We start from the raw sequence: 26,770 nt of genomic DNA, 5'->3' as shown, positions 1-26,770 counted from the left end.
CCTCAGGCGTAGGCCCGCAGCCACTTCAGCTTGGCCGCCTGCTGGTAAGGCCCCCCGCCCTCATGGTCGTTGAACTCGTACACCTCGATCCGCTTGTCGTCGTGTGCCCAGTTGTTGAACGCCGCGTAGACCGTCGAGGGCGGGCACGTCTGGTCCTCCAGGGCCGCCGAGAAGAGGGCGGGCGCGCGGCCGCGGGTGGCGAAGTGGACGCCGTCGAAGTAGGACAGGGTGCGCAGGGCGTCCTCGGCGCGGCCGCGGTGGGTCTTGAGGAACAGGCCGATCTCCCGGTAGGGGTGACGGTCCGTCAGGGTGGTGGAACGCGGGAAGTCGCACAGGAACGGCACGTCCGGGGCGATCGCGACCAGGTCCGGAACGAGGCCGCCCACGGCGATGGTGATGCCGCCGCCCTGGCTGCCGCCGGTCGCGACCGTGCGCGAGGCGTCGGTCAGCGGATGCGAACGCGCCGCCTCGACGGCGCGCACCGCGTCGGTGAACACACGGCGGTAGTAGTAGTTCTCGGGCGCGTCGATGCCCCGGGTCATGAAGCCCGGGTACGCGGGGGCGCCGCCCATCGGGTCCGCGGTGCCGCCACCGCCGCCCCAGGCGCTGCCCTGGCCGCGCGTGTCCATCACGAAGTGCGCGCGGCCCGTGGACGCCCACAGCAGATGCTCGTGCGGGAGCCCGCGTCCGCCGCCGTACCCGATGAACTCCACGACCAGCGGAACCGGTTCGTCCGTGCCGGCGGGAAGCGTCAGCCAGCCTTTCACCGGGTGCCCGCCGAACCCGGCGAACGTCACGTCGTACACCTGGACCGTCGTCAGCCCCGTGTCGACCGGCTCGAAGCGGGCGTCCAGGTCGTGCTCGCGGGCCTCCTGGAGGGTCTTGGACCAGAACGCGTCGAAATCCGTGGGCTCGGCGGACGCGCTGCGGTACGCGCGGAGTTCGTCGAGGGGGAGGTCGAACAGGGCCATGCAGGACCGCCTTGAAGTCGGGACCGAACGGGTGATCACACCGTACGTGGGTGGTCGGACGACTCGCCAGACCTGTGCCGCCCGGCCGCTCGACGGCGCGAATCCGCCCCCGGCGAGGAACCCGCTGGTCATCGAGGCGGGGAGCGTCGGTGTCCGACGGATCGGACGAACCCCGTCGGCCGGGCGGGCCTGCTCAGAGGTAGGGCCTCAAGGGGTTACGGCCCTCCGGCCTGCCGGCGCGTCCACTGCGGCTCGGTGCGCGCCCACTCCCGTTCCCACTCGGTCAGCCGGTGGCCGGTGGCGACGCGGCGTACGACGACGTTGACCAGGAGCACCAGAGCGGCCGAGCCGCCCGCGGCGCATGTGCCGATGGTGACCGTGTGCTGCCAGATCTGGCTCTCTCCCGGTGGCGGGGGGACGCTGCGGTCGCGGGAGTCGAACCACACGTCGACGGTGTCACCGCGCCGGGTGCCCGCCGGGACGCGCGCCTGCGCCGTGTGCGTCCTGGCCGCGCCGTCCGTCCAGCGCACCCGCACGGGGTACGCGTGATCGCGGCCGCCCGGTGTGGTGGCGGGCCTGTCGGGCGGGGTGCCGACGACCTCGGCCCGCACCTGGTGGCGTGCGGCCCGGTCCGCGGCCGCGACGGTCCGCGCGTGGTCGTGCGCCCACCAGCCGGCGACCGCCCCCGCCAGTGGCGCGCCCACGAGCAGCAGCACGGCGACGGCCAGCACCGTCCACGCCTCGACGACGTCCGACCGGCGCCGCAGCGGATTGCGCCGCCAGCGCCAGCCGCGCACCCGGGTTCGCATCTCGACCTCCCCGCCGTGACCGGAGCCGGAGGGACTGATGGGGTCCGGTCCGTATTGTCCCTCCGCGCCGCGTGCGCGCGCGAGTTCCCGGGGAAGCGGGTACCCGGCGGCGGCAAGATCGCTCACCGTGGGAGGCGGCGGACGGGCGTCAGCCGAAGCGTTCGATGCGGATCCGGTCGACGGGCTGGCCGGCCGCGACGAGCAGCCGGGAGGCGTGCTCGGCGAAGGCGTTCGAGCCGCACACATAGGCCTCCCAGCCGCCGGCAGGCCCGTCGGCCAGGAGCGGCGCCACATGGGAGGCGGCCAGACGACCCACCGGCACGCCCTCGGGAGCGCTCCGGGTGAAGACGGGTGTCGTCTCCGCGCCGAACTCCCGCGCGTAGATCAGCTCCCGCGGACCGCGCGCGGACACCAGCAGCCGCAGCGGCACGTCCAGGCCGCGCGCCCGGCGGTGGCGCACCATCGACATCAGCGGTACGACGCCGGAGCCGGCGCCGATCAGCAGCGCCGGCCGGTCGCCGGGCCAGGCGAAGAAGCCGCTCACCGGGCCGCGCACCTCCACCCGGTCACCGGGCCGCGCCACCGTGTGGAACCAGCCCGAGACCTCGCCGCCGTCGACGTGGTCGAGGGTCAGCTCGATGTGCCCGCCGTCGTCCGGCGCGGAGGCGATCGAGTAGTGGCGCTGGGCCACGTAGCCGTCCTCGGCGGTGAGCCGGAGCATCAGATGCTGACCGGGCAGATGCCCCGTCCAGGCCGGCACCGCGAACCGGAACGTCGAGGCGCGCGGCGTCTCGCGCCGGATCTCGGTCAGCGTCGCGGTCTGCCACCGCGCGGCGCCCCCGTCGCTCACCTCGATCCGGCCGGGCACGGCGAAGCGCGTCGGGGGGACGAACACAGGGCGGGTCTGGGTCGGTCGCTCAGTCACCGGAGTACCGCTGCTCCTCCCAGGGGTTGCCGCGTTCGTGGTAGCCGTTCTGCTCCCAGAAACCGGGCTCGTCGTGGTCCAGGAGCCGGATGCCCGCGATCCACTTGGCGCTCTTCCAGAAGTACAGGTGCGGCACCAGCAGCCGTGCGGGACCGCCGTGTTCGGCGGGCAGCGGCTTGCCGTCGTACTCCCAGGCGATCCAGGCCTTCCCGCCGGTCAGGTCCGCCAGGGGGAGACCGGCGGTGTACCCGGTGTGCGCGTACGCGACGGCGTGCGTGGCGGACGCCAGAGGCCGCGCCGCGTCGAGGAACGCGTCCAGGGACACGCCCGCGAACCGCACGCCGAACTTGGACCAGCCCGTCACGCAATGGATGTCGCCGTCGTACGCCGAGCCGGGCAGCGCGTGCGCCTGCTCCCAGTCCCAGGTCCGGGGCCGCTTCACCAGCCCGTCGACGCGGAAGGTCCAGTCGGCCGCCGCCAGCTCGGGCGTGACCTCGGCGGACAGCACGGGCCAGTCGTCGCCCGCGTCGTACTGACCGGGCGGCAGGCCCGGATCGGCGACGCGGGGACGCCCGGTGAAGCCTCGGGTGACGTTCATACGGATCCAGCGGGAGGGAGGTCGGTTCTCACGCATTCAACCGTACGTGCACGTCAGGTATGCCCCGGGGCCGGGGACCCCCGCTTCGTGAACGGCGTGTGACGTCTTCCGGGCCCCGGGAATAGCCGCTCCCCGATCTTGCTTGCCGCCTGTGGCAGGGGCGAGCGCGAGGGAGAGGGAGAGCACATGCCGAAGACGTACGGCGGCACGCGGTACGGCGGTACTCAGGCCGCCGGTGTCGAGGTCCGGGACGAGGTCGTCGTCGAGGCCGCCGGATGAGCCACGTCCTCGACAATCCGGCCCTCGCGTCCCTGACCGGCCCGCACGCCCGGTTCGCCGAGCGGCGCGGACGGGTGCTGCGCTATCCGGTGGACGTCTCGCCGTGGCTCGCGCTGCCCGACGAACCCGACGCCGGCGACTGGGCCGACCTGGCCGCGCTCGCGGGCCCCGGAGCGGAGGTGCCGCTGAACGGCTACTGCCCCGAGGTGCCCGCCGGCTGGGAGGTCGTCTTCCACGTCGAGGGCGTGCAGCTCGTCGACGACGGCCTGGCCGCCGCGCCGGACGCGGAGGCCGTCCGGCTCGGCCCCGCCGACGTGCCCGACATGCTCGACCTGGTCGCGCGCACCCGGCCCGGTCCCTTCCTGCCGCGCACCGTCGAGCTCGGCACCTACCTCGGCATCCGCCGCGACGGCGTTCTGGTGGCGATGGCGGGGGAGCGGCTGCGTCCGCCGGGCTGGACCGAGATCAGCGCCGTCTGCACCGACCCCGCCGTCCGCGGCGAGGGACTGGCGACCCGGCTGATCCTCGCCGTCGCCCACGGCATCCGCGAGCGCGGTGAGACCCCGTTCCTGCACACCTCCGCCCGCAACACCGGCGCCATCCGCCTGTACGAGACCCTCGGCTTCCGGCTCCGCCGCACGACCGCCTTCCTGGCGGCCCGCGCCCCCGAACACCTCGCACAAGCCAGGGAGCCGGCAGCGCCTCAGCCCTCCTCGCCGGGCGTGGCCCACGCGTTGTAGCGCGCCAGATAGCCGGCGAACCGCCGCAGATCCTCCTCCGGCCAGTCCGCCAGCCGCTCCCGGAACGCGGCCCGGCGGCTGTCCGTCACCTGGGCGAGGATCCGGCGGCCCGCCTCGGTCAGGTGCAGGACCTGCACCCGGTGGTCGTCCGGATCCACGCGCCGCTCGACCAGCCGGGCCCGCTCCAGCGCCGCCACCTGACGGCTCACCGTGGACTTGTCCAGGGCGTAGTGGGCCGCCAGATCGGTGGCCCGGCAGCCGTCGCGCTCCTCCAGGTGCCCGAGCAGGGTGTACGACACGAGCGACAGCTCGGGATGCATGCGCCCCGCCGAGGCCCGGGCCCGCCGGGCGAAAGCCGTCATCTCGCGCTGGATCGTCTCCACCGCCTCGTCCGCGTCCACCGGAACCTCCCTCACGCCACTGGTTGTATAGTACAACTTGAGTGAGAGTTGTATAAGCCAACCATTTGGAGGCGGTGAGCGATGAGGACCCCGGCACTGCGCCACGTGCTCGCGCATCTGATCACCCCGCTGCTGATGTGCATCGGCATGGGGCTCGCGTACATGGGGGCGTTCGTGACCCCGGAGCCCCATCACCTGCCCGTCGCCGTCGTCGGCTCGGGCCCCGGGACGAAGGTGTTCGCCCAGACCCTCAAGGACGAGGCGGGGGACCGGCTCGACGTCCGCACGGTCGGCACCCGGGCCGAGGCCGTCGGCCTGCTGAGGTCCCGGGACATCACGGGCGCCTACGTGCCCGCCGCGAAGTCCCCGGAGCTCGTGGTCGCCACCGCCGCCTCCGACATGGACGCCACGGCGGCGCAGAGGGTCTTCGCCCCCGTCGCCGCCGAGCGGGGCGCCGCCCTGAAGGTCACGGACATCGCCGCCCCGGCCGCCGACGACCCCACCGGACAGGGCCTGTTCTTCCTGCTGATCGCCCTGAGCATCGGCTCCTACGCCTCCGTCGCGGCCCTCGGCGCCGCCGGCGCGGCCCTGCCCATGCGGATCCGCGCCCTGCTGGCCCCCGGCGTCTCCGCCGTCGTCAGCGGCATCGGCGCGCTGCTCGCGGGACCCGTCTTCCACCTCGCGCACCACGACCTCGCCGGGGTGTGGGGCATGGCCTGGCTGTACTCGGCCGGCATCCTCTTCGTCGGCGTGGGCCTGCACACCTTCCTCAAGCGCTGGACCACCCTCGCCATGATGGTGCTGTTCGTGATGCTCAACTTCACCAGTTCCGGCGGGTTGTTCCGCCCCGACCTGCAGAACGCCTTCTTCGGCACCCTGCACGCCTTCTGGAACGGCGCGGGCTTCGTCGAGGGCGTGCGCAGCCTGCTCTACTTCGGCCGTGACGGCCTGTCGCACAATCTCTGGACGCTGACGGTCTGGCTGCTGCTCGGACTCGCCGTCACGGCGGTCGCGGCGGCCCACGAGCGGGCGAAGGCGCCCGCGGCCGCGGACACTTCGGCGGTGCGCGAGGCCGCGGCGGCGCAGGAGGCGGAAGAGGAGGAGGCCGATGAGGCCGTCGGTGTCTGAGCGTTGGGGTAATGTTGCCGTCCGGCCGCGGATCGCCCCGGCCGCCGGTGACCGAGGAGGTGAGACCCATTACCGCTGTGTCAGCTCGGGTGCTCGCTCCTCGCGTCGACGCGGATCACCGCCGCTAGGCGACCGCGAGAGCGCCCTTCGCTCCATCGAAAGGCTCTCGGCTCCATGCCACCCTTCCCCCTGACCGTCCGGGACTCGGTCGTGTCCGCGCTGCGTGCCGCGGGCTGCGTCTTCGCCGAGGACGAGGCCCGGCTGCTCCTCGCCGCCGCCCGCACACCGGACGAGCTGGCCGCGCTCGTCGAGCGCCGGGCCGCCGGACTTCCCCTCGAACTCGTCCTGGGCTGGGCCGAGTTCCGCGGTCTGCGGATCGCCGTCGAACCCGGCGTCTTCGTGCCCCGCCGTCGCACCGAGTTCCTCGTCGAACAGGCCCTCGCCCACGCCCCCGAGGCGACGGTCGTGGTGGACCTGTGCTGCGGTTCGGGCGCCGTCGGCACGGCCCTGGCCGCCGCCCTCGGCGCCGTGGAACTGCACGCCGCCGACATCGACCCGGCCGCCGTGCGCTGCGCCCGGCGCAACATCGCCGACGCCGGCGGGCGGGTCCACGAGGGAGACCTCTTCGAGGCACTCCCCGACGACCTGCGCGGCCGGATCGACATCCTCGCGGCCAACGTGCCCTACGTCCCCACCGGCGAGGTCGGCCTGCTCCCCGCGGAGGCCCGCGACCACGAACCGCTCGTCGCCCTCGACGGCGGCACGGACGGCCTGGACGTCCTGCGCCGCGTCGCCGCTCAGGCGCCGGACTGGCTCGCACCGGGTGGATGTGTGCTGGTGGAGACCAGCGAACGCCAGGCGGAGACGGCCGTCGACGCGTTCTCCGGCGCCGGGCTGATGGCCACGACCGCGGTCTCCGAGGAGCTGTACGCCCAGGTGGTGATCGGCGTCGGGCCGTAACGCGGCCGGGCCGGTGCGGGGCCGTTCGAAGGAGCGCCGGGCACCCTGACGTGGTGGCACCCGGCGGTGTCCGCTCACGCCGACCGAAGCCGTGGGAACGCGTCGACGGGGCGGGCGGGGCCGGGGGAGCCGCCGGGGCAGGCCCGGCCCGGGCCCGTCAGGTCGTCGCCCCGTTGCCCGAGGGGCTCGCCGAGGGGCCGGGCATGCCCCAGCCGTGCCGGCCGTGGCCCGGGAAGCCACCGCGCCAGCGCGGGTCCGAGCGGTTGCCGCCCGGTCCCTTGCCGTCGAAGCTCCCGGACAGCACCCGCAGTGCCGTCCTGGTCCCGCTGTCCGAGCGGGTGCCCACCAGGAAGACCGTGTCGCCCTTCTTCAGGGCGCCGGTCCCGCTGCCCCTGGTGCCGTCGTGCAGGACGGTGGTGCCCGAGTCGACGGTCCACGTCCACACGGCGCCGTCCTCGCTCTTGACGGTGACCTGGTCCCCGCCGGCCTTCTCGACGCTCCCGCGCTGCCAGACCCGTACCACCCATGTGCCGGTGTCCTGGTCCTTCACCGTCGACTCGCCGTGCACGCCCATGCCGCCGAAGTCGAACCAGTGACCGCCGTGCCCGCCCCGGGGCCCGTCCGGGGACGGCGCGGCCGACCCCGACGCGGACGGCGTGGCGCCCGAGGCCGGACCGCCCGAGGTGGCGGCGTAGGCGACGGTGCCGCCGAGGGCCAGCACGGCGACGGTCGTGGCCGCGATCACCGCCCGGGCGCGGCCGGAGCGCCGCCGCCACACGCGGTCCCAGGCCGGTTCCGACGTGGCTTCCGCGCCACCCGGACCCGTCATCACCTCCCACTGCGGTGCCGTCTCGCCGTAGCGCTCGGACGGCCCGCCACCGGCGGCGGATTCCTCGTGCGGATCGTGTGTCACGGCGCGCTCCCATCGGTCACGGCACCCGGCATCCCCATGCCATGCCTAGCTGTGATTGTGCGAGGAGCGCGATAAGGGCCGGATAATCAGTACCTGTGAAAACCGGGTGCGCTGCTCCCCCTGACGGGCCCCCGGGTGGTCGCTACGGCTGCTGCACCCGCGCGATGAGCAGGGCCACGTCGTCGGAGTTGTCCGGCTGGTGCAGCGTGCGCAGCAACAGGTCGCAGACCTCCTGCAGAGGACGGTCGGGCCCGTCGAGCAGCGACAGCAGCGCGTCCAGGCGCTCGTCGAGGGGATGCTGACGGGTCTCGACGAGACCGTCGGTGTAGAAGACCAGCCGGTCGCCCGGGCCCAGGTCGACCGTGGTGGTGGAGAAGGCGACCCCGCCCACGCCCAGCGGCGCCCCGGTGGGCAGTTCGAGCAGCTCCGGCGGATGGCCCTCGCGCAGCCGGACCGGCGGCAGGTGCCCGGCGTTGGCGATCCGGCACTGCCGCAGCTCCGGGTCGTGGACGGCGTAGACGCAGGTGGCGATGGAGTGGTCCAGGTCCTCGGTGATGCGGTCCAGGTGCTCCAGGAGCCGGGCCGGGTCGAGGTCCAGCGAGGCGAGCGTGTTCGTGGCGGTGCGCAGCCGGCCCATGGTGGCGGCCGCCGTGATGCCGCTGCCCATCACATCGCCCACCACCAGCGCGGTCTTGCCGCCCTCCAGCGGGATCACGTCGAACCAGTCGCCGCCGACCTCGCTGGTGGCGCCCGCCGGCTGGTAGCGGGAGGCGACCTCCAGGCCCCCGGTCACCGGCGGATGGCTGGGCAGCAGACTGCGCTGGAGGGTGAGGGCGGTGTCGCGGGCGTTCTGGTACCAGCGGGCGTTGTCGATCTGCACGGCCGCGCGGGACGCCAGCTCCCGGGCGAGCAGCAGGTCGTCCTCGGTGAACGGCAGCGCGTTGCGGGTGCGCTTGAGGTCGAGGGCGCCCAGCACCTCGCCGCGCGCGATCAACGGCACCGCCAGATAGGAGTGGACGCCCGCCCGGGCCAGCTGCTCGGCCGCCTCCGCGGAGCGGGCGATGCGCGGCAGGTCGGCCTCCTCGACCCGGGCCAGCATGACCGGCCGGCCCGTGCGCACGCACTCGGTGACCAGGCGGTCGGGGCCGTAGCGGGCCACCTGCCCCGGCGGGTCGGCCGCCCGCAGCGCCTCCGGGGCGTCGTCGGCGCGCACCGCCAGAGCGCGCATCACCGCCGGCTCCGTCGGCCCGAGAATGCTGCGTCTGCCCGCGACCACCGCGTCCAGCAGGTCCACGGCCGCCACGTCGGCGAGCTCCGGCACGGCCACCTCGGCCAGCTCGCGCGCCGTGCGCTCCAGTTCCAGGGTGGTGCCGATACGGGTCGTGGCGTCCGCGATGACGGCCAGCCGCCGCCGCGCGGCCTCGGCCTCGACGCCCGCCCGGTGCTGCTCGGTCACGTCCACGACCATGGCGGCCACGCCCAGTACGGTGCCGACCGCGTCCTCCAGGCGGTACAGGGAGATCGTCCAGGCGTGCTCCCGCACCGGATCCGCCGGGGTCCGGCCGACGGTCAGCCGGTCGACGAGCGGGCGGCCGGTGCGCAGCACCTCCAGTGCGGCGGCCTCGATGGCGTCGACGTCGAGGTGTGGCAGCACCTCGCGCATCGACCTGCCGATGAGCTTGTCCGCCGGAATGCCGTTGAGCCGCTCGAGTGCGGGGTTGACCGAGACGTAGCGCAGATCGAGGTCCAGGACGGCCAGCCCGATCGGGGACTGGGCGATCATGCGCGTGGACAGCGCCACGTCCCGCTCCAGCCGCCGTACCGTCGAGCGGTCGGCGCACAGCCCCAGCGCGTAGACGTCACCCCGGTCGTCCAGCAGCCGCATGTTGCGGAACTCCACCAGCCGGGTGGTGCCGTCCTTGCGGCGGATGGGAAAGGCGCCGGCCCAGCTCTGGCCGGTGACCATGACGTCGGCGAAGAGCTTGATCACCAGGTCGAGGTGCTGCTCGTGCACCATGATGCGGGCCGCGTACTGCCCGAGCGCCTCGCGCGCCGGGTAGCCGAACAGCTCCTCGGCCTGCGGGCTCCACAGCACGATGCGGCCCTCGGCGTCCAGCACCACCGAAGCCATGCCGAGCACGTCGAGCAGGCCGCTCGGCCGCACCGGCTCGTGGCCGTCGGCCACCGGAAACCCGGGTGCACCCATGGCAGGCACCGCCTTCGCCGTTCGCGCGGCACGCCGTCCCCCGTGCCGACTCCCCATCTTCTCCCGCGCCCAACCGTCTTCGTGAGGTCTCCGTCGACACCTCCACCATCCCTCGACAGGACCGGGCCGTCGCCGTAGCCGTGACGACACTACCGGGTACGCGGTGTCACCGAACCGGCAGCCTCCGAGGCTGAGTTGGTCTGTACATGACTCTCCGGTCCGGTCAGACTGACCGCCGAGGAACACCCCGCCCCCCATCGAGGAGCCCTCGCATGCCCCTGCGTGCCCGGCAACGTCGTCGCGCCGTTCTGACCGCCGCCCTCGCCCTCGCCACCGCCGCCGTCCTGTCGGCCGCGCCGCCCGCGTCGGCCGCCGACACCTGGACCGAGGTGGGCTCCGACCGTGCCGACCCGCTGACCGAGAGCCAGGGGCTGGCCTCGGTGGAGGTCCCGGCCGGCAGCCCCAACCGCTACACCGGCATCGGCACCATCCCCGTCTCCCTGTCCAGCCGCGGCTGGAACCACGTCGGCGACCCCGACGCCTCCGCCAACGGCTACTACGTCGAGCCGTACCAGGCCGACTCGGGCACCGCGAAGATGTTCCGGGTGCAGGCGCCCGGCGGCGCCTGGTCCGAGTACACGCACACGCTGAGCTCCGGCGAGGCGCTGAACAACTCGTGGGTGGCGATCTCGCCCGACGGACAGGGGATGCTGTCCGGGGAGTACGGCACCATGAGCCGCTTCCTCGTCTTCCCGACGCCCGGCGTCAACGCCGCCACCTCGCCCTCGGCGAACCTCCCGCAGGTCTCCACCGTCGTCCTCGACCACGCCGTCCGTGACGTGCAGGGCTGCGACTTCGTCACCGCCACGCGGCTGCTGTGCTCCTCGGACGACCCCGCGGGCACGCTGTTCGGGGTCACCAAACCCCTGCTGCAGGTCGACCTGTCCGCTCCGGCGAACGGCACGTCCGACGTCACCGGCCATGTCACGGCGCTGCGGCAGCTGCCGCTCAGGAGCTCCTGCTCGGGCACGTTCGAGGCGGAGGGCATCGACTACGACCGCCGGGACGGCACCCTGCGCGTCATCGTCGTCTCGCCGGGCTTCTGCGTGCTGACGGACAGCAAGACCTACCGGTTCACCAAGAGCTGAGCCCTCGCTGGTCCGCTGACCGCAGTGGTGCTTTTCTGGGGATGTGACGCGGTTCGCGGGGAACCCGCCGTGCCGCGTCACCTCCACGAGAGGAGCGATCAGGACATGGACCGCGAACGATCGCACGAGGAGCCCGTCTCCCTCGAGATCAGTGGCTGCAGCAAGGAGGACGCCCGGATCGTGTTCGACGCGCTGTGCGCGTGCTTCGAGTCCGACCGCGGCGCCGACGACGTGCCCCAGCAGCTGCACGAGACCCGGCCGATGGTGTGGCTCGGCACCTTCGAGGTCACCGACGCCCACTCCTGTCCGCCACCTGCCCGCCTGGCGTCCTCGGTCTCGGTCGACGCGCAGGGTGGCTACTGGGCGATCGAGCGGCTGCGCAGCACGCTGGATCCCCTGTTCTCGGTACGGGACCTCTCCTTCGCCTCGGGCGATCAGGAGCGGGAGCTGCATGTGATTCTGGAGAGCCGCTGAGGGGGGCGGGCCGGGTGGCGGATGCCGGGTCACGTGTGCCGGGGGCGGTCGTCGGCGGTGTGCGGCTTCGTCGTGGCTGGTCGCGCAGTTCCCCGCGCCCCTGGGGTGGGGGAGGTGGCGCGGCGCCGAGTCGCTGACGGGTGTGGTGCTGGGTGCCGGGTTGCGTGGGGAGGTGCGCTGGTCGGCGGGCCGCGGCTTCGTCGTGGCTGGTCGCGCAGTTCCCCGCGCCCCTGGGGTGGGGGAGGTGGCGCGGCGCCGAGTCGCTGACGGGGGTGGTGCTGGGTGCCGGGTTGCGTGGCGAGGGGCGCTGGTCGGCGGGCCGCGGCTTCGTCGTGGCTGGTCGCGCAGTTCACCGCGCCCCTTTGGGGTGCGCTTCAGGACAGCAGGGTGAGGACCGCGCGGCGGTACACGGCGTGGACCTTGGGCAGGTCCGTCAGGCGGGCCCGTTCGTCCACGCCGTGCAGGCCCTCGTGGTGGACGCCGAAGCCGGCGGTGGCCGGGATGCCCTCGGCCGCCAGCAGGTTGCCGATGTTCGACGGGCCCGCGGTCTTCGCCCGCACGGCGAGCCCCTCACGGGCGGCGGCCTCCAGGAGCGCCGCGGCCGGCTGCCGGTCCTCCTGCAGGCGGTACGGCGGCCAGGACGCCACCGGCGTGACCCCGGTCGGCCGGGGGCCGGGCAGCCGCGCGTCCAGCTCGGCGACCGCGGCGCGGACGACGGCCTCCGCGTCCTCGGCGCCGAAGCCCGGTGTGGTGCGGATGTCGACGCCCACCTCGCACCGCCCGGGGACCACCGAGTACCCCTCTCCGCCGTGGCAGAAGGTCACCGTCAGCCGGGGCGGCAACGGGAACTCCCCTTCCGCGTCCGGTAGTTCGGCCTGCTCCAGCAGCTGTACCAGCCGGGCGGCGCGGGAGACGGCACCCGGCGCCGGACGCCTCGATCCCGAGTGGCCGGTCTCGGCGTGCACCGTGAGCGTGGCCCGCCACAGCCCCCGCCCGCCGACCACGACCTCGTCCGGCCCCGGATAGCCGATCATCACCCCGGCCGGGCGCACCGCCGCCGAGTCCGCGAGATACGCGCGGGCGCCCCCGAAGCGGCCGGTGTGCTCGTCGGCGTCCAGCAGCACGGCGAGCCCCCCGCGCAGCTCACCGGCCCGCTCGCGCACCTCGGCGGCGATCCGGCAGAACAGCGCCGCCGCCAGCTTGGAGTCTGCCGCGCCCCGCCCCCGCAGCCACCCGTCCACCACGTCCCCCGCGACCGGCGGGAACGACCAGGCGTCCTCGTCGCCGTAAGGGGCGGTGTCGACGCAGGCGTCCAGCGTCCACCAGGGCCCGGGGCGGCCGCCGGCGATCTCCACGAGCAGGGCGACCGTCCGGCCGGAGTCGTCCCGCAGCCGCCGTCGCGGCAGGTCGCGCGCGCCCAGCCAGTCGTCGAGGACGCCGAGGACGGGCCCGTGGTCGTCGATCCCGCCGCGGCTCGGGCGGCGGATCAGTTCCTGGGCCAGCTCGACGGTCTCCGCGGTCATGCGGTGACTGTGCCCGACGGTGGCCGGAGTCACGCCCCCATGGTTGTGCAACTAGTTGCACAAAGCCTCCCCCGTCCTCTAGAACTACAGACACGACACCGCGCACGGAGGGGCCCGATGAGCCGTTACCCGCACCTGCTGAACCCGCTCGACCTGGGCTTCACCACCCTGCCCAACCGCGTCCTCATGGGCTCCATGCACGTCGGCCTGGAGGAGGCCGAGCGCGGCTTCGAGCGCATGGCGGAGTTCTACGCCGCCCGGGCCCGCGGGGGAGTGGGCCTCATCGTCACCGGCGGCATCGCGCCCAACGACGCCGGGCGGCCCTACGAGGGCGGCGCGAAGCTCACCACCGACGCCGAGGCCGAGCAGCACACGGTGATCACCGAGGCCGTCCACCGGGCCGGCGGCCGCATCGCGATGCAGATCCTGCACTTCGGCCGGTACGCCTACCACCAGGACCTGGTCGCCCCGAGCCCCCTCCAGGCACCGATCAGCCCCTTCCCGCCCCGCGAGCTCACCGACGCCGAGGTCGAGCAGACCATCGACGACTACGCCCGTGCGGCCCGCCTCGCCCGGCAGGCCGGGTACGACGGTGTCGAGATCATGGGCTCCGAGGGCTACCTCATCAACGAGTTCATCGCCGCGCAGACCAACCACCGCACCGACCGCTGGGGCGGCTCGTACGACAACCGGACGCGCTTCCCGGTCGAGATCGTGCGCCGGGTGCGCGAGGCCGTCGGCGAGGACTTCATCATCGTCTACCGGCTGTCCATGCTGGACCTGGTCCCCGGCGGCTCCACCCTCGACGAGGTCGTCACCCTCGCCAAGGCCGTCGAGGCGGCCGGCGCGACGATCATCAACACCGGCATCGGCTGGCACGAGGCCCGCATCCCCACCATCGCGACCTCCGTGCCGCGCGGCGCCTACACCTGGGTCACCAAGCGCCTGATGGGCGAGGTGTCGATCCCGCTCGTCACCACCAACCGCATCAACACCCCCGAACTGGCCGAGGAGTTGCTCGCCGAGGGGTACGCGGACATGGTGTCGATGGCCCGCCCGATGCTCGCCGACCCCGACTTCGTCGCCAAGGCCGCCGCCGGAACCCCGGAGGCCATCAACACCTGCATCGGCTGCAACCAGGCCTGCCTCGACCACACCTTCAGCGGGAAGATCACCTCCTGCCTGGTCAACCCGCGCGCCTGCCACGAGACCGAACTCGTGCTGTCGCCCACCCGGTTGCGCAAGCGCGTGGCCGTCGTCGGCGCCGGCCCGGCCGGACTCGCCTGCGCCGTGACCGCCGCCGAACGCGGCCACGACGTCGTGCTGTTCGACGCCGCGAGCGAGGTCGGAGGCCAGCTGAACGTCGCCCGCAAGGTCCCCGGCAAGCAGGAGTTCGACGAGACCCTGCGCTACTTCCGCCACCAGCTCGACGCGCACGGCGTGGACGTACGCCTCAACACCCCCGTGACCGCCGACGACTTGGCCGACTTCGACGAGGTCGTCGTCGCCACCGGCGTCACGCCGCGCACCCCCGACATCCCGGGAATCGACCACCCGAGCGTCGTGGGCTACCTCGACGTCCTGCGCGAGGGCGTGCCCGTCGGCGACCGCGTCGCCGTCCTGGGCGCGGGCGGCATCGGCTTCGACGTCGCCGAGTTCCTCACCGACGGCGGTGACAAGGCGAGCGAGGACCCGGCGACGTACTTCCGCCAGTGGGGCGTCGACATGGACTACCGGGGCCCCGGCGGACTCGCCGCCCCCGAGCGCCCCGCCCCGCCGCGCACCGTGCACCTGCTGCAGCGCAAGACGTCGAAGGTCGGCGCCGGCCTCGGCAAGACCACCGGCTGGATCCACCGCACCGAGCTCAAGCACCGGGGCGTCACCATGGTCCCCGGCGTGCGCTACGACCGCATCGACGACGCCGGTCTCCACATCACCGTCGGCGAGGAGTCCACCGTGCTGCCCGTCGACACGATCGTGCTGTGCACCGGCCAGGAGCCGCGCCGCGACCTGTACGAGGAGCTGGTCGCCGCGGGCCGCAGCACGCATCTGATCGGCGGGGCGGACGTGGCCGCGGAACTGGACGCCAAGCGCGCCATCAAGCAGGGCACCGAGGTCGCGGCCGCCCTGTAGCGGCCGTCCCTAGGATGACTCCATGTCCCTCCCGCACGCGATCCTCACCGCCCTGCTCGAGAAGCCGTCCTCGGGGCTGGAGCTGACCCGCCGGTTCGACCGGTCGATCGGCTACTTCTGGTCGGCGACGCACCAGCAGATCTACCGCGAGCTGGGACGGCTGGAGGCCGAGGGACACATCCGGGCGCTGCCCACCGAGCAGCCGGCCCGCGGGCAGAAGAAGAGCTACGAGGTCCTGCCCGCGGGCCGTGCCGAACTCCAGCGGTGGACCGCCGCCGCGCAGGACCCGAGGCCGCACCGCGACACGCTGCTGCTGCGGATGCGCGCGGCGGCCGTCGTGGGCACCGAGGGCATCGAGGCCGATCTGCGCCGCCATCTCACCCTGCACCAGCGGCAGTTGGCGGAGTACGAGGAGATCGAGAAGCGCGACTTCCCGCCCGGCAGGGACAGCGCCCAGGACCGGCTGCGGCATCTCGTGCTGCGGGCGGGCATCGACCTGGAGACCTTCTGGACGCAGTGGCTCGCCCACGCGCTGGAGGAGTTCGCCGAACTGCCCGGCGCCGAGGACGGGTGACGCTCAGAGCCGGTGGGGCTTGGTGCGGCGGCGCAGGTACCAGGCCGTCGCGATGACACCCGTCCCCACCAGGGCGCTGCCCACGCCCAGCGTCACCGGCCCGTAGTCGCGCACGGCGCCGCCGAAACCGCCCATCACGCCCAGCGACGGCGACGGCGAGGAGGTGGTCGAGATGGTGGGGGACGCGGTGGCCGCCGAGACGATGACGGACTGCGTGCCCGCGGTGCTGTTGTTGAAGGCGCACATCACGATCACCGTGTAGGTGCCGGGGCTGACTCCCTGCCAGGCGGCCGTCTGGATGCTGGTCGTCCCCGACAGGGCCACCTGCCGGCCCTGGGAGAAGTTCGCCTGGCTGCTGTTGAGCAGTGAGGCGGTGCCCCACATGCCGTTGCTCGCGGTCTGGTTGCACACCGTGGTCGTCACCGACACGGTGGACCCGCTGGTGCTCACCGAGATCCCCGAACCCAGCGCGGCGGCGGGAGTGGCGGCGGCCAGGGCGACGGGCAGCGCGGCGGCGGCTGCCACGGCCAGGCCGGTCCGGATCAGAGGCTGAGAGTTGCGCATGTCGACTGCCCTCCGGCGGCACGGTCGGCGGAACATCCCTTGCGCCGCCGGAGGTCGGGAAACGCCCGTGCTGCCTCGGGGTCAGCCAACGCGGCGGCGTCCCCTCACGCATGCGGAGCGCCGCCGGGCAGGTGACGGACTGCTCCGTCCGGTCGCGAGCCGCCGGCTAGCGCGTCGTCACCGACCGCTCCGCCGAGAAGCCGCCCCAGGTGCCGTCGGGCAGCCTGGCGCGGACCCGCACGCGGTGCGTGACGCCGGTCTCCCGGCCGACGTAGAAGCTGTAGCGCGCCCGGTCGCGCGGGGCGTCGCCGCCGTACACCAGGGAGGTGGCGGGCTGTCCGTCCAGGCGGATCTGGTACTCCGTGACCACGCCGTCCGTGCGCGGCACGGTCCAGGAGAGGTCGAGGTAGTACGCCCCGTCGGCGCGGTGGCAGCCGGCGCGGAAGGCGGCCGGCGCGGTGCCGCGGCCGTCGTCGGAGCCCGGGGTGGCCAGGTGGACCGTGCCGCCGGGCGGGGAGACGTTGTCGGCGGCGTCTCGGGCGCGGACGGAGAAGGCGTAACGGGTGCCCGGCCGCAGTCCCGTGAGCACGGTCGCCGTCTGGTTCCCGCCCACGGTGTGGATCTTCGAGCCGCCCTGGTAGATGTCGTACGACAGCACGGCCGTGTCGTCCCGGGACGCCGACCAGGACAGCTGGACCGCACGGCTGCCGATCACCCGGCCGCGGGCCGGACCCGGGCGGGTGGGTGCCGTGTCGTCGGCGGCCACGGCCGCCGGGGTCGTCGCGCGCACCGGGCGGCTGGGCGGTCCGAGCCGGCCCTCGCTGTCGCGCGCCCGCACGGTGAAGACGTAGGCGGTGGCGGGGCGGAGGCGGGTGACGTCCACCATGTGCTCGGAGGCCGGCACCTCGGCGACTCGGGTGGCGCCGCGGTACACCTCGTAGAGCCGGACGCGGGGAGTCGAGGACACCGCGTCCCACATCACGTGCACGTCGGCGGCGCTGCCCGCCGTGGCGGTGACGCCCGCGGGCGCCCCCGGCAGCCGGCCGTCGTCGGCACCCGGGCCCGGCGCACCGCACGCCGCCGCACAGACGACGGCGCCGCACAGGGCGAGGAAGCGGCGCGGCTGAACGGCGGCGAGACGCACGGCACGGCCCTCCGGTCGAATACGGCGTGCAATGGTACGGACCAATATGGGGCGCGGCGGCCGACGCGACAAGAGGGCGTCACCGCGCCGTCGGCGGGCTGCGCCGGGAGGGGTGTCGCCGCGCGGCCCTCCGCGCGCTCGGCCGTCGTAGGCCCCGGTGCGTTGGTGACCGCCCGCGGAGGTTACGTATGCTGAAGCTCCGTACGGCCGAACTCTCCTCGAGGGCTCGGGAGTTCATGCCGTGGCGCGGGCCGCTGTCGTCGCTGATCCCGCGCCGGGGAACGGGCGGCCGGGGGACCTGAGCCGACGCCGGATCAGGTCCCCGGCCCCTGCCCGCCGTTCGGGTCGTGCACCGTCCGGCCCCCTTGCGGTGGCCGAGCGGGCGCACCGGGGTCAGATTGACTGAGTGTTCGTCAGTGTCCCCCAGGAGAGGCTCCCCCCATCGTGCGTGTCCAGTCGCTGACGCTGGCCGCGGCCTGCGCCGCCCTGCTCGCCCCCACGACGTCGCCCGCAGTCCACGCCCGCTTCGCGGCGCAGCCGGTGGCCTGGCGGGAGGGCGACGTCAGCGCCGCCGACCTGCTCGCCAAGGTGCGCGGCTGCACCCAGGTCTCCCGCGGCCGCTACCGCAGCGACGAGGGGGGACGGGCGACCATCCCCGTCTGCGGCACCCGGGACGCCGTCTTCTGGAAGGCCGACCTGGACATCGACTGCGACGGCCGGGCCGGGCCGCGCTGCAACCGCCGCACCGACCCGCTGTTCTCCTCCCTGACCGCCTACCAGCAGTCCGACGGCCGCCATCTGAGCGCCGAACGGCTGCCGTACATCGTCGTGCCCGCCGTCAGCCGCATCTGGAACCACCGCGACCACGGGGTACGCGGCGGCTCGGTCGCGGCGGTCGTCTACCGGGACCGGGTGCAGTACGCGGTGGTCGGCGACGTCGGCCCGCGCGACATCATCGGCGAGGCCTCCTACGCCACCGCCCGGGGCCTCGGCATCACCCCCGACCCCCGGCACGGCGGGACGCCCTCCGGGGTCACCTACATCGTCTTCAAGGACTCGCAGGTCAAGCCCATCGAGGACCACGCGGCCGCCGTCGCCGCGGGCCGGCGCCTGGCGCGACTGTTCGTGCGGGCCGGATGAGACACCGAGAATCCGTCGGACGGCGCGTGCCGCCGAGGCGGGGCTCGGCCGGGCGACGGCGCGGGACGAGTTGACGTGGATCGTCCGCTCGGCCCTGGCCGTCGTCGCGGAGGGGCTCGGGTAGGCGGGTTCCCGGCCGGGGCGGTCAGACCTTCCGGTAGGTGTACGCCTCCGCGGCCGCCGCCTCCACCGCCGCGAGGTCCGCGCCGGTGGCCGCCGTGACCACCGCGGCCACCGCCCCCTCCACGAAGGGGGCGTCCACCAGGCGCGTGTTGCCGGGGAGTTCGTCGCCCTCGGCGAGCAGCGCCTTCACGGTCAGCACCGCGCTGCCGAGGTCGGTGAGGACGGCGACCCCCGCCCCCCGGTCCACGGAGGCGGCCGCCGCGGCGATCAGCTCCGCGCTGGTGCCGAGCCCCCCGCCCTCGGTGCCGCCCGCCGGGGCGACAAGCACCGAAGTGCCGCCGCCCGCCAGGCCCTTGGCCAACTCGGCCACCGACGCGGCCACTTCGGCGCTGTGCGAGACCAGGACGATCCCGACCGTCTTGTCGTCACTCACCGTTGGCCTCCGCGAGTCCCGCGATCAGCAGCGCCGAGGAGGTCGCCCCCGGGTCCTGGTGGCCGATGCTGCGCTCGCCCAGGTAGCTGGCCCGGCCCTTGCGCGCCTGCATGGGAGTCGTGGCCAGCGCGCCCTGCTCGGCGGCGGCCCGGGCCGCGGTGAAACCGTCGGCGAGCGCGTCCACCGCCGGCACGAGCGCGTCGACCATGGTCTTGTCGCCCGGCGCGGCGCCGCCCAGCGTCATGACCGCGTCCACTCCGGCCCGCAGCGCCCCGGCCAGCTGCTCCTCGCTGACCTCGGCGGCGTCCCCGAGGGCCTTGCCGGTACGGCGCAGCAGTGTGCCGTACAGGGGGCCCGACGCGCCGCCGACGGTGGAGATCAACTGGCGTCCGGTGAGCGTGAGGACCGCGCCGGGCGTGTCCGGCGCCTCCTTCTCCAGCGTGGCGGTCACCGCCCGGAACCCGCGCTGCAGATTGCTGCCGTGGTCGGCGTCCCCGATGGGGGAGTCGAGGGCGGTGAGCCGTTCCGCCTCGCGCTCCACGGACGCGGCGGTGGCCGTCATCCAACGGCGGAAGAAATCGGCGTCGAGCACTGGATCTCCTTGCGTGGTAGGTACGGCCCGAATGTCCGGTGTCTCACATGCCCCAGCGCAGCCCCGGCGTGCTCACCGGCGCGTCCCACAGCCGCAGGAGCTCCTCGTCGACCTGGCAGATGGAGACCGAGGCCCCGGCCATGTCCAGCGAGGTGACGTAGTTGCCGACCAGCGTGCGGGCGACGGCGACTCCGCGTTCGGTGAGGACGCGCTGCACCTCGGCGTTGAAGCCGTACAGCTCCAACAGCGGTGTCGCGCCCATGCCGTTGACGAGCACGAGCAGCGGGTTGCGCGGCGGCATGTCCTCCAGGACGGCGTTCACCGCGAAGTCCGCGATCTCGCCGGAGGTCATCATCGGCCGCCGCTCCCGGCCGGGCTCGCCGTGGATGCCGATGCCCAACTCCAGCTCACCGGCGGGCAGATCGAAGGTGGGGCTGCCCTTGGCGGGCGTGGTGCACGCGCTCAGGGCGACGCCGAAACTGCGCGCGTTCTCGTTGACCTGACGGGCGATCGCCTCCACCCGCTCCAGCGGCTGCCCCTCGTCCGCGGCGGCGCCCGCGATCTTCTCCACGAACAGCGTGCCGCCGACGCCGCGCCGCCCGGCCGTGTACAGGCTGTCGGTGACCGCCACGTCGTCGTTGACCAGGACCTTGGCGACCTGGATGCCCTCGTCCTCGGCGAGTTCGGCGGCCATGTCGAAGTTGAGCACGTCGCCGGTGTAGTTCTTCACGACGAACAGCACGCCGGCCCCGCTGTCCACGGCCGCTGCGGCACGCACCATCTGGTCGGGCACCGGGGAGGTGAAGACCTCGCCCGGACAGGCGGCCGAGAGCATCCCGGGGCCCACGAATCCGCCGTGCAGCGGCTCGTGCCCGGAGCCTCCGCCGGAGATCAGCGCGACCTTACCGGCGACGGGGGCGTCCCGCCGGACGATCACCCGGTTCTCGACGTCGATCGCCAGCTCGGGGTGGGCGGCCGCCATGCCCCGCAGGGCGTCCGCCACCACGGTCTCAGCGACATTGATGAGCATCTTCATGACTACCTCCGGGAAACGTGTCCGCTGAGCCGCAGTCCCGGCAGCTCACATGGGAAAAGTATCGGCGTTGTCGCGGCGATGGTCACGTGCGCGGTGTTTTCGCCGGTCGGATGTTCTGTCGTCAACTTCCGCACGCAACAGTAACCATGTCCCGGGGAAATTGAACAAGTAAGAAATGAAATTTGCTGATTTCTCGCATTAACCAGGTCCATTCGGACACTAGGTGCAGGGTCAACACCAAAGCCCGAATTCAAGGAGACGGTGCTATGGCTTCCGCAGAGAAGATCCTCGACGAGGTCCGCGTCCACGACATCGACATCGAGGCGGTCCTCGACCCCGCCGAGCCCGACGGCGTCTACCGGGACAGCAGGGAATGCGTCGCTCTGGCGCTGTCGTCCGGCGGCGGATCGCTTCTGCTGTCCCCGCCGACGCCGCGCCCCAAGAAGGGCTGAGCGCGGCGACGGGAGCAAACCGATGAAGCAGTCAGGTACTTCCGCCCTCTTGCAGGACGCGGTGCTCGACATGGCTTCGAGTGTGGCCTCCGCCCTCAGAGGCGGAGGCCACGCGCCGGACGACATCACCACAGGCGGTGGGCCGTCCGGCGACCTCGAGCTGGCGGCGGCACGCGTGCTGGGGGCCGACCTCGTGCTGCCGACCGTGCTGTGCGGCATTCCGCCCACCGCGGACCGGCTCGACCTCATCCGACGCACCCTGGAGGCCTTCCCGCCGCGACCGGAGGCCCCGCCCACCGTCCGGTGGAGCCACTGGGCCCTGCGGCGCGCGCTCCGGCAGGCCGACCCCTCCGGCTCGGGCTCCGACGAACGACGACCGCCCGAACCCGACGCGGCCTGGCTCGACGGGGTGCCCTGGCCGTTCCTCACCCACCAGCTCGCCGTCCTCGCGTCGCTCGCGCTGCCCGGCCAGGACTGCGCACCGGCCCGTGCCGCACGCGCCAGGACGCTCGACGTCGCCCGTGGCTTCGTCCGGGCGGTGCGGCGGCGCGACTGGCTGCAGGCGGCCGGCGCCGGACGCTGGCTGACCCTGCTGCCGGACGTGCCCGAGACCCTGGGACTGGCCGCCGGGCTCGACTTCGTGGAGCTCATGGGCGGCGACGACCCCCGGGTGCTGCTCCAGGTGCGCGCCGCGCGGCTCACCGGCGCCGGAGCGCTCGTATGACGGCGGCCCCGACCCGGCAGGTGGAGGAGGCGGCGCTCGCCTGGGTCGCGGGACACCGCGCCCGGTTCGCGCTGGGCGACGACGCCCTCGCACCGGACGGCCGGGTGAACAGCACCTGGAAGCCGCTCGGCGAACTGGTCCAGGTCTGCGCGACCCTCGCGCGGCGCACACCGCGGGCCGACCCGCTCCACGCCCGCGCGCACGACCTGCTCGCCTTCGCCTGGCGCGAGACCAGCGAGGGCGAGCTGTTCCTTCGCCTCCAGCGCGCCGAGCCCTTCGCCACCTACCCCCTGGAGGTCTACGCGGCCTTCGCCTCGGCGGGGCTGCGGCACCCCGGCTACGAGGAGGCCGCGGCCACCGTCGCCCGCACCCGCGGCTGGCGGCTGACCGAGCAGGACCCCACCCGTTCCCTGGGTGTCCTGCTGGCCGGGCGGACCAGCGGCCTGCGCCCGCACACGACCCCGGAGCGGATGCTGGCACGCACCTGGCTCGGCGGACTGCCCGAGCCCTGGACCTTCGAACGCGCGTCCGGCTACGCGGTCACCCACGTCGTCTTCCACCTCACCGACTGGGGCCGCGGCGGCCCCGGCGTGCCCCAGACGCTGGCCGGCTACCTGGCGGACTGGCTGCCGGCCTGGCTCGAGACCTGCCTGGAGGCCCGGATGTGGGACCTCGCCAGCGAACTGCTGGCCACGGCGGCGCTCCTGCCCGCCCCACCCGGCGCGGCGGCACTCGGCGGCGCCTGGAGCCGCATCGCGGACGCGCAGCACGCCTGTGGCGCCCTGCCGGAGGAGGGCCGCTTCGAAGCGCTGCCCGACGGCGCCGACTTCCCGCACAGCTACCACTCCACCCTGATGGCCGCCTTCGCGGCCGGCCTGACGGCAGACCGCGAAGGCCGGCCCGGCAGCGGCGCGCAGCTCGCGCCCGGCGGACAAGGAGTGCCCGGATGACCGACACACGTCTGCTGCACACCGTGGGGGTCCGAGCGATCGAATGGCTGTGGGCCCACCGCGACGGATTCCGGCTGGAACCGGACGTGGACCCGGAGATCGGCTTCCTGGACCGCTTCAAACCGGTCGGCGAACTCGCCCTCGTCTGCAAGGTCCTCTTCCGCGAGGGCGTCGCCGGGTCACGCCAGGCCGAGCTGGCCCGCCGGCTCCTCGACCACGTCTGGCGCGAGACGCTGGGCGGCGGCAGCATGCTCGTCCGCGGACAGCGCACCGAACCGATCTCCCCGATCCCCTTCGAGACCTACCTGCCGTTCAAGGAACTCGGCTACCACCAGCCCGAGATCGAGCGGGCCGCCGTACTCGACCACCGCCTGGACAGCTGGTGCGCCTTCGAGGTCACCCCCACCCGGCGGCTGGGCCTGTCCGCGTTCCAGCGCCGCTTCGGGCTCCGGCCGCGCCCGCCCGAGCACGAGGCCCTGAAGGCGACATGGCTGGCCCGCACCCCCGAGCCGTGGACGGTCGAGGGGCACATCGCCTACGACGTCACGCACGCGGTCTTCCACCTCACCGACTGGGGCGAGAACCCCGGCGGTCTGCCGCCCCGGCTCGCCGACTACCTCGCCGTCTGGCTGCCGGTCTGGATCGACGACTGGCTGGACCTGCGGCGCTGGGACCTGCTGGGCGAGCTCCTCGTCGTCGACGCCTGCCTGCCCCGGCCCACCCTGGACGAGCGCGCCTGGGCGGGCTTCGCCGAGGCACAGCGGGCCGACGGCGCCATGCCCGCGGTGCGGGAGATGCCCGACATCGCCGACCCCGACGAACTGTTCGACGCCGTCTACCACCCGACGCTCGTCGCCGCGTTCGCCTCCACCCTGGCCACCTCCCGCGCCCTGGCCGGCCTCACGCAGGCGGCGTCATGACCGGCCCCGCGCTGCTGTGGCCGGGCGCCGCCCCGGACGACGGGGACGACGCGACGGTGCGGCCCGCCACGAGAGCGGACGACGCCGAACTTTCGGCGCGGCTGGCGGCCGCCGTCGACGCCGTGGACGCCCCCGACGCCGTCTTCGCGCTGTCCCTCGGGGGACGGCGCCTGGTCCGCAGCGGCGGAACCGCGCCGCCCCCGGCCGTCCCCCGCGAGGAACTGCGTTACGAGATCGGGTCGGCCACCAAGGCGTTCACCGCGACCCTGCTGACCGAGCTGATCGGGCACGGTGCCGTGAGCGGGACCGAAACCGCGGCGAGTCTCCTGGCTCCGGGGCGCGCCGGGCACAGCTCACCCGCCACCCTGGCGCACCTCATCACTCACACCGCCGGGCTCCCGGCCCTGCCGGCGGGCTTCCGCCTGCGTGCCCTGCCCGCCTGGCGCACCAACCCCTACGGCCGCTACCCCGCCGAGCGCGTCGTCGACGCGTTCCTGCGGCACCGCACCCGCCGCCGGCCCGGGACCCGATGGCACTACTCCAACTTCGGGGTCGCCGTCCTCGGCCACGCGCTCGCCGCGGCCACGCGCACCCCCTGGGAGGACCTCGTCCGCGACCGCCTGCTGCGCCCCCTCGGGCTCGGCGACACGGCCCTGGCGCCGGCGAGCGACGGCCGCGACGCCACGGGTCACGGCAAGGACGGCCGCACCCCCGTCCCGGGCTTCGACGCCGGCGGCTTCCAGGCGGCCGGTGCCCTGCGCTCCACCCCGCACGACCTGCTCACCTTCCTCGAAGCCCACCTCCGGCCCGGCGAGTGGCCCCTGGCGGGCGCGCTCAGGGCGACCCGCCCTCCCGTCCTGCGACGCGGCCTGGGGCACCGGCACGTGCACACGGTGGCCTGGTTCCGGCACCCGGTCGACGGCGCGGGCATGTACTTCCACGGCGGCGCCACCCTGGGCCAGCAGGCCTTCCTCGGTTTCCGGCCGGACACCGGGACGGCCCTGGTGGCCGTGTGCACCCGGCGGTTCCGGGCGAAGGACCCGTTCGTGGCCACGGCGTACGGGCTGCTGGCGGAGCTGTGACGGCGGACGGGCCCGGCGCGCGTCCGCGCTCCCGGGCCCGTCCGGCCTCACCGTCGCCGGCGCCGTCTCACAGACGCTGCCACAGGGCGGGCGTGACGTCCGGCGCCCACGAGCTCTGCGCCTGATGGGACTGCAGACACCGGTAGGTGACCGTCCCGACCGTCACCTCCGCCCCCGCCTCGTACACCCGGCCCGCACGCCAGGCGCGCGCGTCGGCCGGCTCGGGTGCCGCGGAGGTCTGACCCGTGGTCTTCAGGGTGAGACCGAAGTCGGCAAGGATCGGGTTGACCGGCTGGAAGAACGTGGTGCCGCCGCTGGTGCAGTCGCCGGAACCGCCCGAGGTGACGCCCTGCGCCTGCGCGCCGGAGATGTAGGGGCCGCCCGAGTCCCCGGGCTCCGCGCACACGTCGGTCTGCGTCAGCCCGTCGACCGTGCCCTCGGCGTAACTGACGCTCGTGTCCTGCTGCTTGACGGTGCCGCAGTGCCAGCCGGTGGTCGAGCCCGACCGGCACACCGACGCGCCCACCAGGGCCTGCACCGAACCGGCCACCTCGACCTTCTGGCCGTTCTCCCCCTTGACGTAGGGGGTGGCCGTCCAGCCGGAGACCGTGGCCACCCAGGACATGTCCTTGCCGGGGAACGTGGAGGCCTGGAAGGTCCCCTGGGCGGTGGTCCGGTCGGCCCCGGTGGTCTTGGACCCCGGCTTGCCGCAGTGGCCGGCCGAGGCGAAGCCCTGCTGGTCGCCCTTGGTGACGGAGAAGCCGACGGAGCACCGAGCCATGGCGTCGATGTAGTAGGCGTCACCGCCGACGATGTCCGCCATGAGCCGCGGCCGCTCCGCCGACAGGCGCACGGCCGTGCGGCCCGCCGCGGCGCCGGCCGCCCTGACGAACGCGGTCGCCGCCTTCCGGCTCCTGGCCTGCACCACCACCCGGTTCGTTTGCACGTCGACGTACCACACCGGGGTGTCGGCGGTCTTGACGCCGGCCGCCGCCCGGTCCAGCTTCTGCTTCACCGACCGCAGGTCGGCCAGCCCCCACCGGGCGGCCACCGGGGTGGCGCCCTGCGCCCGGATCGCGGCGAAGTCCGCCCGGTCGGTGGTCGCGACGGTCAGCTCGGCCGACGTCGCGCCCTCCACCCAGGCGCCGGCGAAGCGCGTGCCGAGGGTGTTGCGCAGGACACCCGCCCGGGTGCCGGCCTCGGCCTCGTTGACCAGGCGCGTGGCCGCCTGGTCCGGCGTCAGCCGCAGGTCGCGCTCCAGGGCGTGCAGGACCTGGGGCGACGGCTTGTCGGCGCCGAGCGTCTGGGCGGCGGTGGGAGCCGGGCCGCGGCCCGGTCCGGCCGACGCCGCCGGGTGGATCGCGGTCAGCGCGAGCGTGCCGAGCGCGACCACGGCGGCGCCGCGTACGGTCGCGCGGTGTCTGTCTGCCATTCGGCGTACCTCCTGAAGGGTGCGGTGGTGCGGGTCGTGAGACCACAGCCCTAGCCCCCGGCGCCGCGCCGATGCCGCGTGCCGCGGGCTTTTGCGTACTACGGGGGACACCGGCAGCGGCATGTGCAGTAGCGGCCCGCCGGCCCCGTTCCCGCCCCGCGGACCGGGCCGGTTCACCCGCGCCGTTGACCGGCCGCGCGACCGGCGGCCGTCGCCCCAGGGACCAATGGGCACCTCCGGGGACCTGCGGCCGCTCACCCTGCCGGGCGCGGCGCACCAGGATCGGTTCCGGGAACCGCCCCACCCGCGGCGACCGGAGCGAGGAGCACTGCCATGTCCGCCACACCCACAGGACGCGAGGCACCGGACCGGGGTCCACGCAAGGCGCTCGGCCTG

At 74.1% G+C, this 26,770-nt stretch carries 27 protein-coding genes; 13 read left to right on the top strand and 14 right to left on the bottom strand.

The genetic code is table 11. The features are described 5' to 3' along the window. Nucleotides 1-2 precede the first annotated feature (2 nt). The 4 genes from M8J74_RS06495 to M8J74_RS06480 form a co-directional block, all read right to left on the bottom strand. Entirely contained in the window at nucleotides 3-971 is a 969-nt protein-coding gene (locus tag M8J74_RS06495; protein WP_249835491.1) for an acetylxylan esterase, read from the bottom strand. 215 nt (nucleotides 972-1,186) lie between these two features. Beyond that, nucleotides 1,187-1,780 (bottom strand): Rv1733c family protein, encoded by a 594-nt coding sequence (locus M8J74_RS06490; protein ID WP_249835490.1) that lies wholly within the window; start codon nucleotides 1,778-1,780, stop codon nucleotides 1,187-1,189. A 148-nt stretch (nucleotides 1,781-1,928) separates the two neighbouring features. Further along, nucleotides 1,929-2,648 (bottom strand): ferredoxin reductase, encoded by a 720-nt coding sequence (locus tag M8J74_RS06485; protein ID WP_249835576.1) that lies wholly within the window; start codon nucleotides 2,646-2,648, stop codon nucleotides 1,929-1,931. Nucleotides 2,649-2,697: 49 nt separating this feature from the next. After that, nucleotides 2,698-3,303, bottom strand: a complete 606-nt coding sequence (locus tag M8J74_RS06480; protein ID WP_249835489.1) for a sulfite oxidase-like oxidoreductase — start codon at nucleotides 3,301-3,303, stop codon at nucleotides 2,698-2,700. 275 nt (nucleotides 3,304-3,578) lie between these two features. Here M8J74_RS06480 and M8J74_RS06475 point away from each other — a divergent pair, with 275 nt between their 5' ends. Continuing rightward, entirely contained in the window at nucleotides 3,579-4,322 is a 744-nt protein-coding gene (locus tag M8J74_RS06475; RefSeq protein ID WP_249835488.1) for a GNAT family N-acetyltransferase, read from the top strand. On the opposite strand, the gene M8J74_RS06470 is transcribed toward M8J74_RS06475, so the two are convergent. After that, nucleotides 4,286-4,723 carry a MarR family winged helix-turn-helix transcriptional regulator gene (locus tag M8J74_RS06470; RefSeq protein ID WP_249835575.1) on the bottom strand — a complete coding sequence of 146 codons (438 nt, stop codon included), beginning with the start codon at nucleotides 4,721-4,723 and terminating at the stop codon, nucleotides 4,286-4,288. The two genes, M8J74_RS06475 and M8J74_RS06470, sit on opposite strands and share 37 nt — an antisense overlap. Nucleotides 4,724-4,804: 81 nt before the next feature. On the opposite strand from M8J74_RS06470, the gene M8J74_RS06465 reads away from it, so the two are divergent. Together M8J74_RS06465 and M8J74_RS06460 are read left to right on the top strand one after the other, a co-directional pair. Continuing rightward, a complete protein-coding gene (locus M8J74_RS06465; protein WP_249835487.1) occupies nucleotides 4,805-5,851 on the top strand; it encodes a hypothetical protein in 1,047 nt (348 codons plus the stop codon). A gap of 174 nt (nucleotides 5,852-6,025) precedes the next feature. Further along, on the top strand, nucleotides 6,026-6,811 hold the full coding sequence (locus M8J74_RS06460) for a putative protein N(5)-glutamine methyltransferase (protein ID WP_249835486.1): 786 nt from the start codon (nucleotides 6,026-6,028) through the stop codon (nucleotides 6,809-6,811). 157 nt (nucleotides 6,812-6,968) lie between these two features. Here the strand turns inward: M8J74_RS06460 and M8J74_RS06455 are convergent, their stop codons facing one another. Both M8J74_RS06455 and M8J74_RS06450 read right to left on the bottom strand, forming a co-directional pair. After that, a complete protein-coding gene (locus M8J74_RS06455) occupies nucleotides 6,969-7,724 on the bottom strand; it encodes a hypothetical protein (RefSeq protein WP_249835485.1) in 756 nt (251 codons plus the stop codon). A gap of 142 nt (nucleotides 7,725-7,866) precedes the next feature. Continuing rightward, nucleotides 7,867-9,930 carry a SpoIIE family protein phosphatase gene (locus M8J74_RS06450; protein ID WP_249835484.1) on the bottom strand — a complete coding sequence of 688 codons (2,064 nt, stop codon included), beginning with the start codon at nucleotides 9,928-9,930 and terminating at the stop codon, nucleotides 7,867-7,869. Between the two features lie 272 nt (nucleotides 9,931-10,202). On the opposite strand from M8J74_RS06450, the gene M8J74_RS06445 reads away from it, so the two are divergent. Further along, nucleotides 10,203-11,078, top strand: coding sequence for a hypothetical protein (locus M8J74_RS06445; protein ID WP_249835483.1), 876 nt, complete (start codon nucleotides 10,203-10,205; stop codon nucleotides 11,076-11,078). A gap of 105 nt (nucleotides 11,079-11,183) precedes the next feature. Beyond that, the gene (locus tag M8J74_RS06440; protein ID WP_249835482.1) at nucleotides 11,184-11,552 is read left to right on the top strand and encodes a hypothetical protein; all 369 of its coding nucleotides are present in this window, start codon (nucleotides 11,184-11,186) and stop codon (nucleotides 11,550-11,552) included. A gap of 374 nt (nucleotides 11,553-11,926) precedes the next feature. Here M8J74_RS06440 and M8J74_RS06435 read toward each other — a convergent pair whose 3' ends face one another. Next, nucleotides 11,927-13,075, bottom strand: coding sequence for a M20 family metallopeptidase (locus tag M8J74_RS06435; protein ID WP_249835481.1), 1,149 nt, complete (start codon nucleotides 13,073-13,075; stop codon nucleotides 11,927-11,929). Between the two features lie 117 nt (nucleotides 13,076-13,192). Here M8J74_RS06435 and M8J74_RS06430 point away from each other — a divergent pair, with 117 nt between their 5' ends. Beyond that, nucleotides 13,193-15,208, top strand: coding sequence for an NADPH-dependent 2,4-dienoyl-CoA reductase (locus M8J74_RS06430; RefSeq protein ID WP_249835480.1), 2,016 nt, complete (start codon nucleotides 13,193-13,195; stop codon nucleotides 15,206-15,208). A gap of 22 nt (nucleotides 15,209-15,230) precedes the next feature. Then, nucleotides 15,231-15,782 carry a PadR family transcriptional regulator gene (locus M8J74_RS06425; RefSeq protein WP_249835479.1) on the top strand — a complete coding sequence of 184 codons (552 nt, stop codon included), beginning with the start codon at nucleotides 15,231-15,233 and terminating at the stop codon, nucleotides 15,780-15,782. A 3-nt stretch (nucleotides 15,783-15,785) separates the two neighbouring features. Here M8J74_RS06425 and M8J74_RS06420 read toward each other — a convergent pair whose 3' ends face one another. Together M8J74_RS06420 and M8J74_RS06415 are read right to left on the bottom strand one after the other, a co-directional pair. Then, nucleotides 15,786-16,346 (bottom strand): hypothetical protein, encoded by a 561-nt coding sequence (locus M8J74_RS06420; RefSeq protein WP_249835478.1) that lies wholly within the window; start codon nucleotides 16,344-16,346, stop codon nucleotides 15,786-15,788. Nucleotides 16,347-16,512: 166 nt separating this feature from the next. Then, nucleotides 16,513-17,490, bottom strand: a complete 978-nt coding sequence (locus M8J74_RS06415; RefSeq protein ID WP_372500120.1) for a fibronectin type III domain-containing protein — start codon at nucleotides 17,488-17,490, stop codon at nucleotides 16,513-16,515. 444 nt (nucleotides 17,491-17,934) lie between these two features. Between M8J74_RS06415 and M8J74_RS06410 the strand changes: the two genes are divergently transcribed. Next, entirely contained in the window at nucleotides 17,935-18,630 is a 696-nt protein-coding gene (locus M8J74_RS06410) for a glycoside hydrolase family 75 protein (RefSeq protein ID WP_249835477.1), read from the top strand. Between the two features lie 145 nt (nucleotides 18,631-18,775). On the opposite strand, the gene M8J74_RS06405 is transcribed toward M8J74_RS06410, so the two are convergent. Genes M8J74_RS06405 through dhaK form a run of 3 tightly spaced genes read right to left on the bottom strand, consistent with a single transcriptional unit; the run spans nucleotide 18,776 to nucleotide 20,814 of the window. Continuing rightward, nucleotides 18,776-19,186, bottom strand: coding sequence for a PTS-dependent dihydroxyacetone kinase phosphotransferase subunit DhaM (locus M8J74_RS06405; RefSeq protein ID WP_249835476.1), 411 nt, complete (start codon nucleotides 19,184-19,186; stop codon nucleotides 18,776-18,778). Further along, entirely contained in the window at nucleotides 19,179-19,778 is a 600-nt protein-coding gene (dhaL, locus tag M8J74_RS06400) for a dihydroxyacetone kinase subunit DhaL (RefSeq protein WP_249835475.1), read from the bottom strand. Before dhaL ends, M8J74_RS06405 begins: the two co-directional genes overlap by 8 nt. Nucleotides 19,779-19,821: 43 nt before the next feature. Further along, nucleotides 19,822-20,814: a dihydroxyacetone kinase subunit DhaK gene (gene dhaK / locus M8J74_RS06395; RefSeq protein WP_249835474.1), complete on the bottom strand. Its 993-nt coding sequence runs from the start codon at nucleotides 20,812-20,814 to the stop codon at nucleotides 19,822-19,824. A 266-nt stretch (nucleotides 20,815-21,080) separates the two neighbouring features. Here dhaK and M8J74_RS06390 point away from each other — a divergent pair, with 266 nt between their 5' ends. From M8J74_RS06390 to M8J74_RS06370, 5 genes are read left to right on the top strand one after another with little or no spacing between them, the layout of a single operon-like run. Then, nucleotides 21,081-21,266, top strand: coding sequence for a hypothetical protein (locus tag M8J74_RS06390; RefSeq protein WP_249835473.1), 186 nt, complete (start codon nucleotides 21,081-21,083; stop codon nucleotides 21,264-21,266). Nucleotides 21,267-21,288: 22 nt separating this feature from the next. Beyond that, complete coding sequence (locus tag M8J74_RS06385; RefSeq protein ID WP_249835472.1) at nucleotides 21,289-21,990, top strand: hypothetical protein; 702 nt, start codon at nucleotides 21,289-21,291, stop codon at nucleotides 21,988-21,990. Next, complete coding sequence (locus M8J74_RS06380; protein WP_249835471.1) at nucleotides 21,987-22,940, top strand: DUF6895 family protein; 954 nt, start codon at nucleotides 21,987-21,989, stop codon at nucleotides 22,938-22,940. Before M8J74_RS06385 ends, M8J74_RS06380 begins: the two co-directional genes overlap by 4 nt. Then, nucleotides 22,937-23,860 carry a DUF6895 family protein gene (locus M8J74_RS06375; RefSeq protein ID WP_249835470.1) on the top strand — a complete coding sequence of 308 codons (924 nt, stop codon included), beginning with the start codon at nucleotides 22,937-22,939 and terminating at the stop codon, nucleotides 23,858-23,860. Before M8J74_RS06380 ends, M8J74_RS06375 begins: the two co-directional genes overlap by 4 nt. Further along, on the top strand, nucleotides 23,857-24,942 hold the full coding sequence (locus M8J74_RS06370) for a serine hydrolase domain-containing protein (protein ID WP_249835469.1): 1,086 nt from the start codon (nucleotides 23,857-23,859) through the stop codon (nucleotides 24,940-24,942). Before M8J74_RS06375 ends, M8J74_RS06370 begins: the two co-directional genes overlap by 4 nt. A 67-nt stretch (nucleotides 24,943-25,009) precedes the next feature. On the opposite strand, the gene M8J74_RS06365 is transcribed toward M8J74_RS06370, so the two are convergent. Continuing rightward, nucleotides 25,010-26,374: an alpha-lytic protease prodomain-containing protein gene (locus M8J74_RS06365; protein WP_249835468.1), complete on the bottom strand. Its 1,365-nt coding sequence runs from the start codon at nucleotides 26,372-26,374 to the stop codon at nucleotides 25,010-25,012. Nucleotides 26,375-26,770: the final 396 nt, after the last annotated feature.

The organism is Streptomyces panaciradicis (genome assembly GCF_023516615.1).
Taxonomy (GTDB): domain Bacteria; phylum Actinomycetota; class Actinomycetes; order Streptomycetales; family Streptomycetaceae; genus Streptomyces; species Streptomyces panaciradicis.
Note: the sequence above shows the minus strand (reverse complement) of the source record. Positions and strands in the feature narration are given on the sequence as shown.

Coding starts and splice junctions, on each gene's coding strand:
- M8J74_RS06495 (WP_249835491.1), bottom strand. CDS start 971: ATGGCCCTGTTCGACCTCCCCCTCGACGAACTCCGCGCGTACCGCAGC.
- M8J74_RS06490 (WP_249835490.1), bottom strand. CDS start 1,780: ATGCGAACCCGGGTGCGCGGCTGGCGCTGGCGGCGCAATCCGCTGCGG.
- M8J74_RS06480 (WP_249835489.1), bottom strand. CDS start 3,303: ATGAACGTCACCCGAGGCTTCACCGGGCGTCCCCGCGTCGCCGATCCG.
- M8J74_RS06475 (WP_249835488.1), top strand. CDS start 3,579: ATGAGCCACGTCCTCGACAATCCGGCCCTCGCGTCCCTGACCGGCCCG.
- M8J74_RS06465 (WP_249835487.1), top strand. CDS start 4,805: ATGAGGACCCCGGCACTGCGCCACGTGCTCGCGCATCTGATCACCCCG.
- M8J74_RS06460 (WP_249835486.1), top strand. CDS start 6,026: ATGCCACCCTTCCCCCTGACCGTCCGGGACTCGGTCGTGTCCGCGCTG.
- M8J74_RS06450 (WP_249835484.1), bottom strand. CDS start 9,930: ATGGGTGCACCCGGGTTTCCGGTGGCCGACGGCCACGAGCCGGTGCGG.
- M8J74_RS06445 (WP_249835483.1), top strand. CDS start 10,203: ATGCCCCTGCGTGCCCGGCAACGTCGTCGCGCCGTTCTGACCGCCGCC.
- M8J74_RS06440 (WP_249835482.1), top strand. CDS start 11,184: ATGGACCGCGAACGATCGCACGAGGAGCCCGTCTCCCTCGAGATCAGT.
- M8J74_RS06435 (WP_249835481.1), bottom strand. CDS start 13,075: ATGACCGCGGAGACCGTCGAGCTGGCCCAGGAACTGATCCGCCGCCCG.
- M8J74_RS06430 (WP_249835480.1), top strand. CDS start 13,193: ATGAGCCGTTACCCGCACCTGCTGAACCCGCTCGACCTGGGCTTCACC.
- M8J74_RS06425 (WP_249835479.1), top strand. CDS start 15,231: ATGTCCCTCCCGCACGCGATCCTCACCGCCCTGCTCGAGAAGCCGTCC.
- M8J74_RS06420 (WP_249835478.1), bottom strand. CDS start 16,346: ATGCGCAACTCTCAGCCTCTGATCCGGACCGGCCTGGCCGTGGCAGCC.
- dhaK (WP_249835474.1), bottom strand. CDS start 20,814: ATGAAGATGCTCATCAATGTCGCTGAGACCGTGGTGGCGGACGCCCTG.
- M8J74_RS06390 (WP_249835473.1), top strand. CDS start 21,081: ATGGCTTCCGCAGAGAAGATCCTCGACGAGGTCCGCGTCCACGACATC.
- M8J74_RS06385 (WP_249835472.1), top strand. CDS start 21,289: ATGAAGCAGTCAGGTACTTCCGCCCTCTTGCAGGACGCGGTGCTCGAC.
- M8J74_RS06380 (WP_249835471.1), top strand. CDS start 21,987: ATGACGGCGGCCCCGACCCGGCAGGTGGAGGAGGCGGCGCTCGCCTGG.
- M8J74_RS06375 (WP_249835470.1), top strand. CDS start 22,937: ATGACCGACACACGTCTGCTGCACACCGTGGGGGTCCGAGCGATCGAA.
- M8J74_RS06370 (WP_249835469.1), top strand. CDS start 23,857: ATGACCGGCCCCGCGCTGCTGTGGCCGGGCGCCGCCCCGGACGACGGG.
- M8J74_RS06365 (WP_249835468.1), bottom strand. CDS start 26,374: ATGGCAGACAGACACCGCGCGACCGTACGCGGCGCCGCCGTGGTCGCG.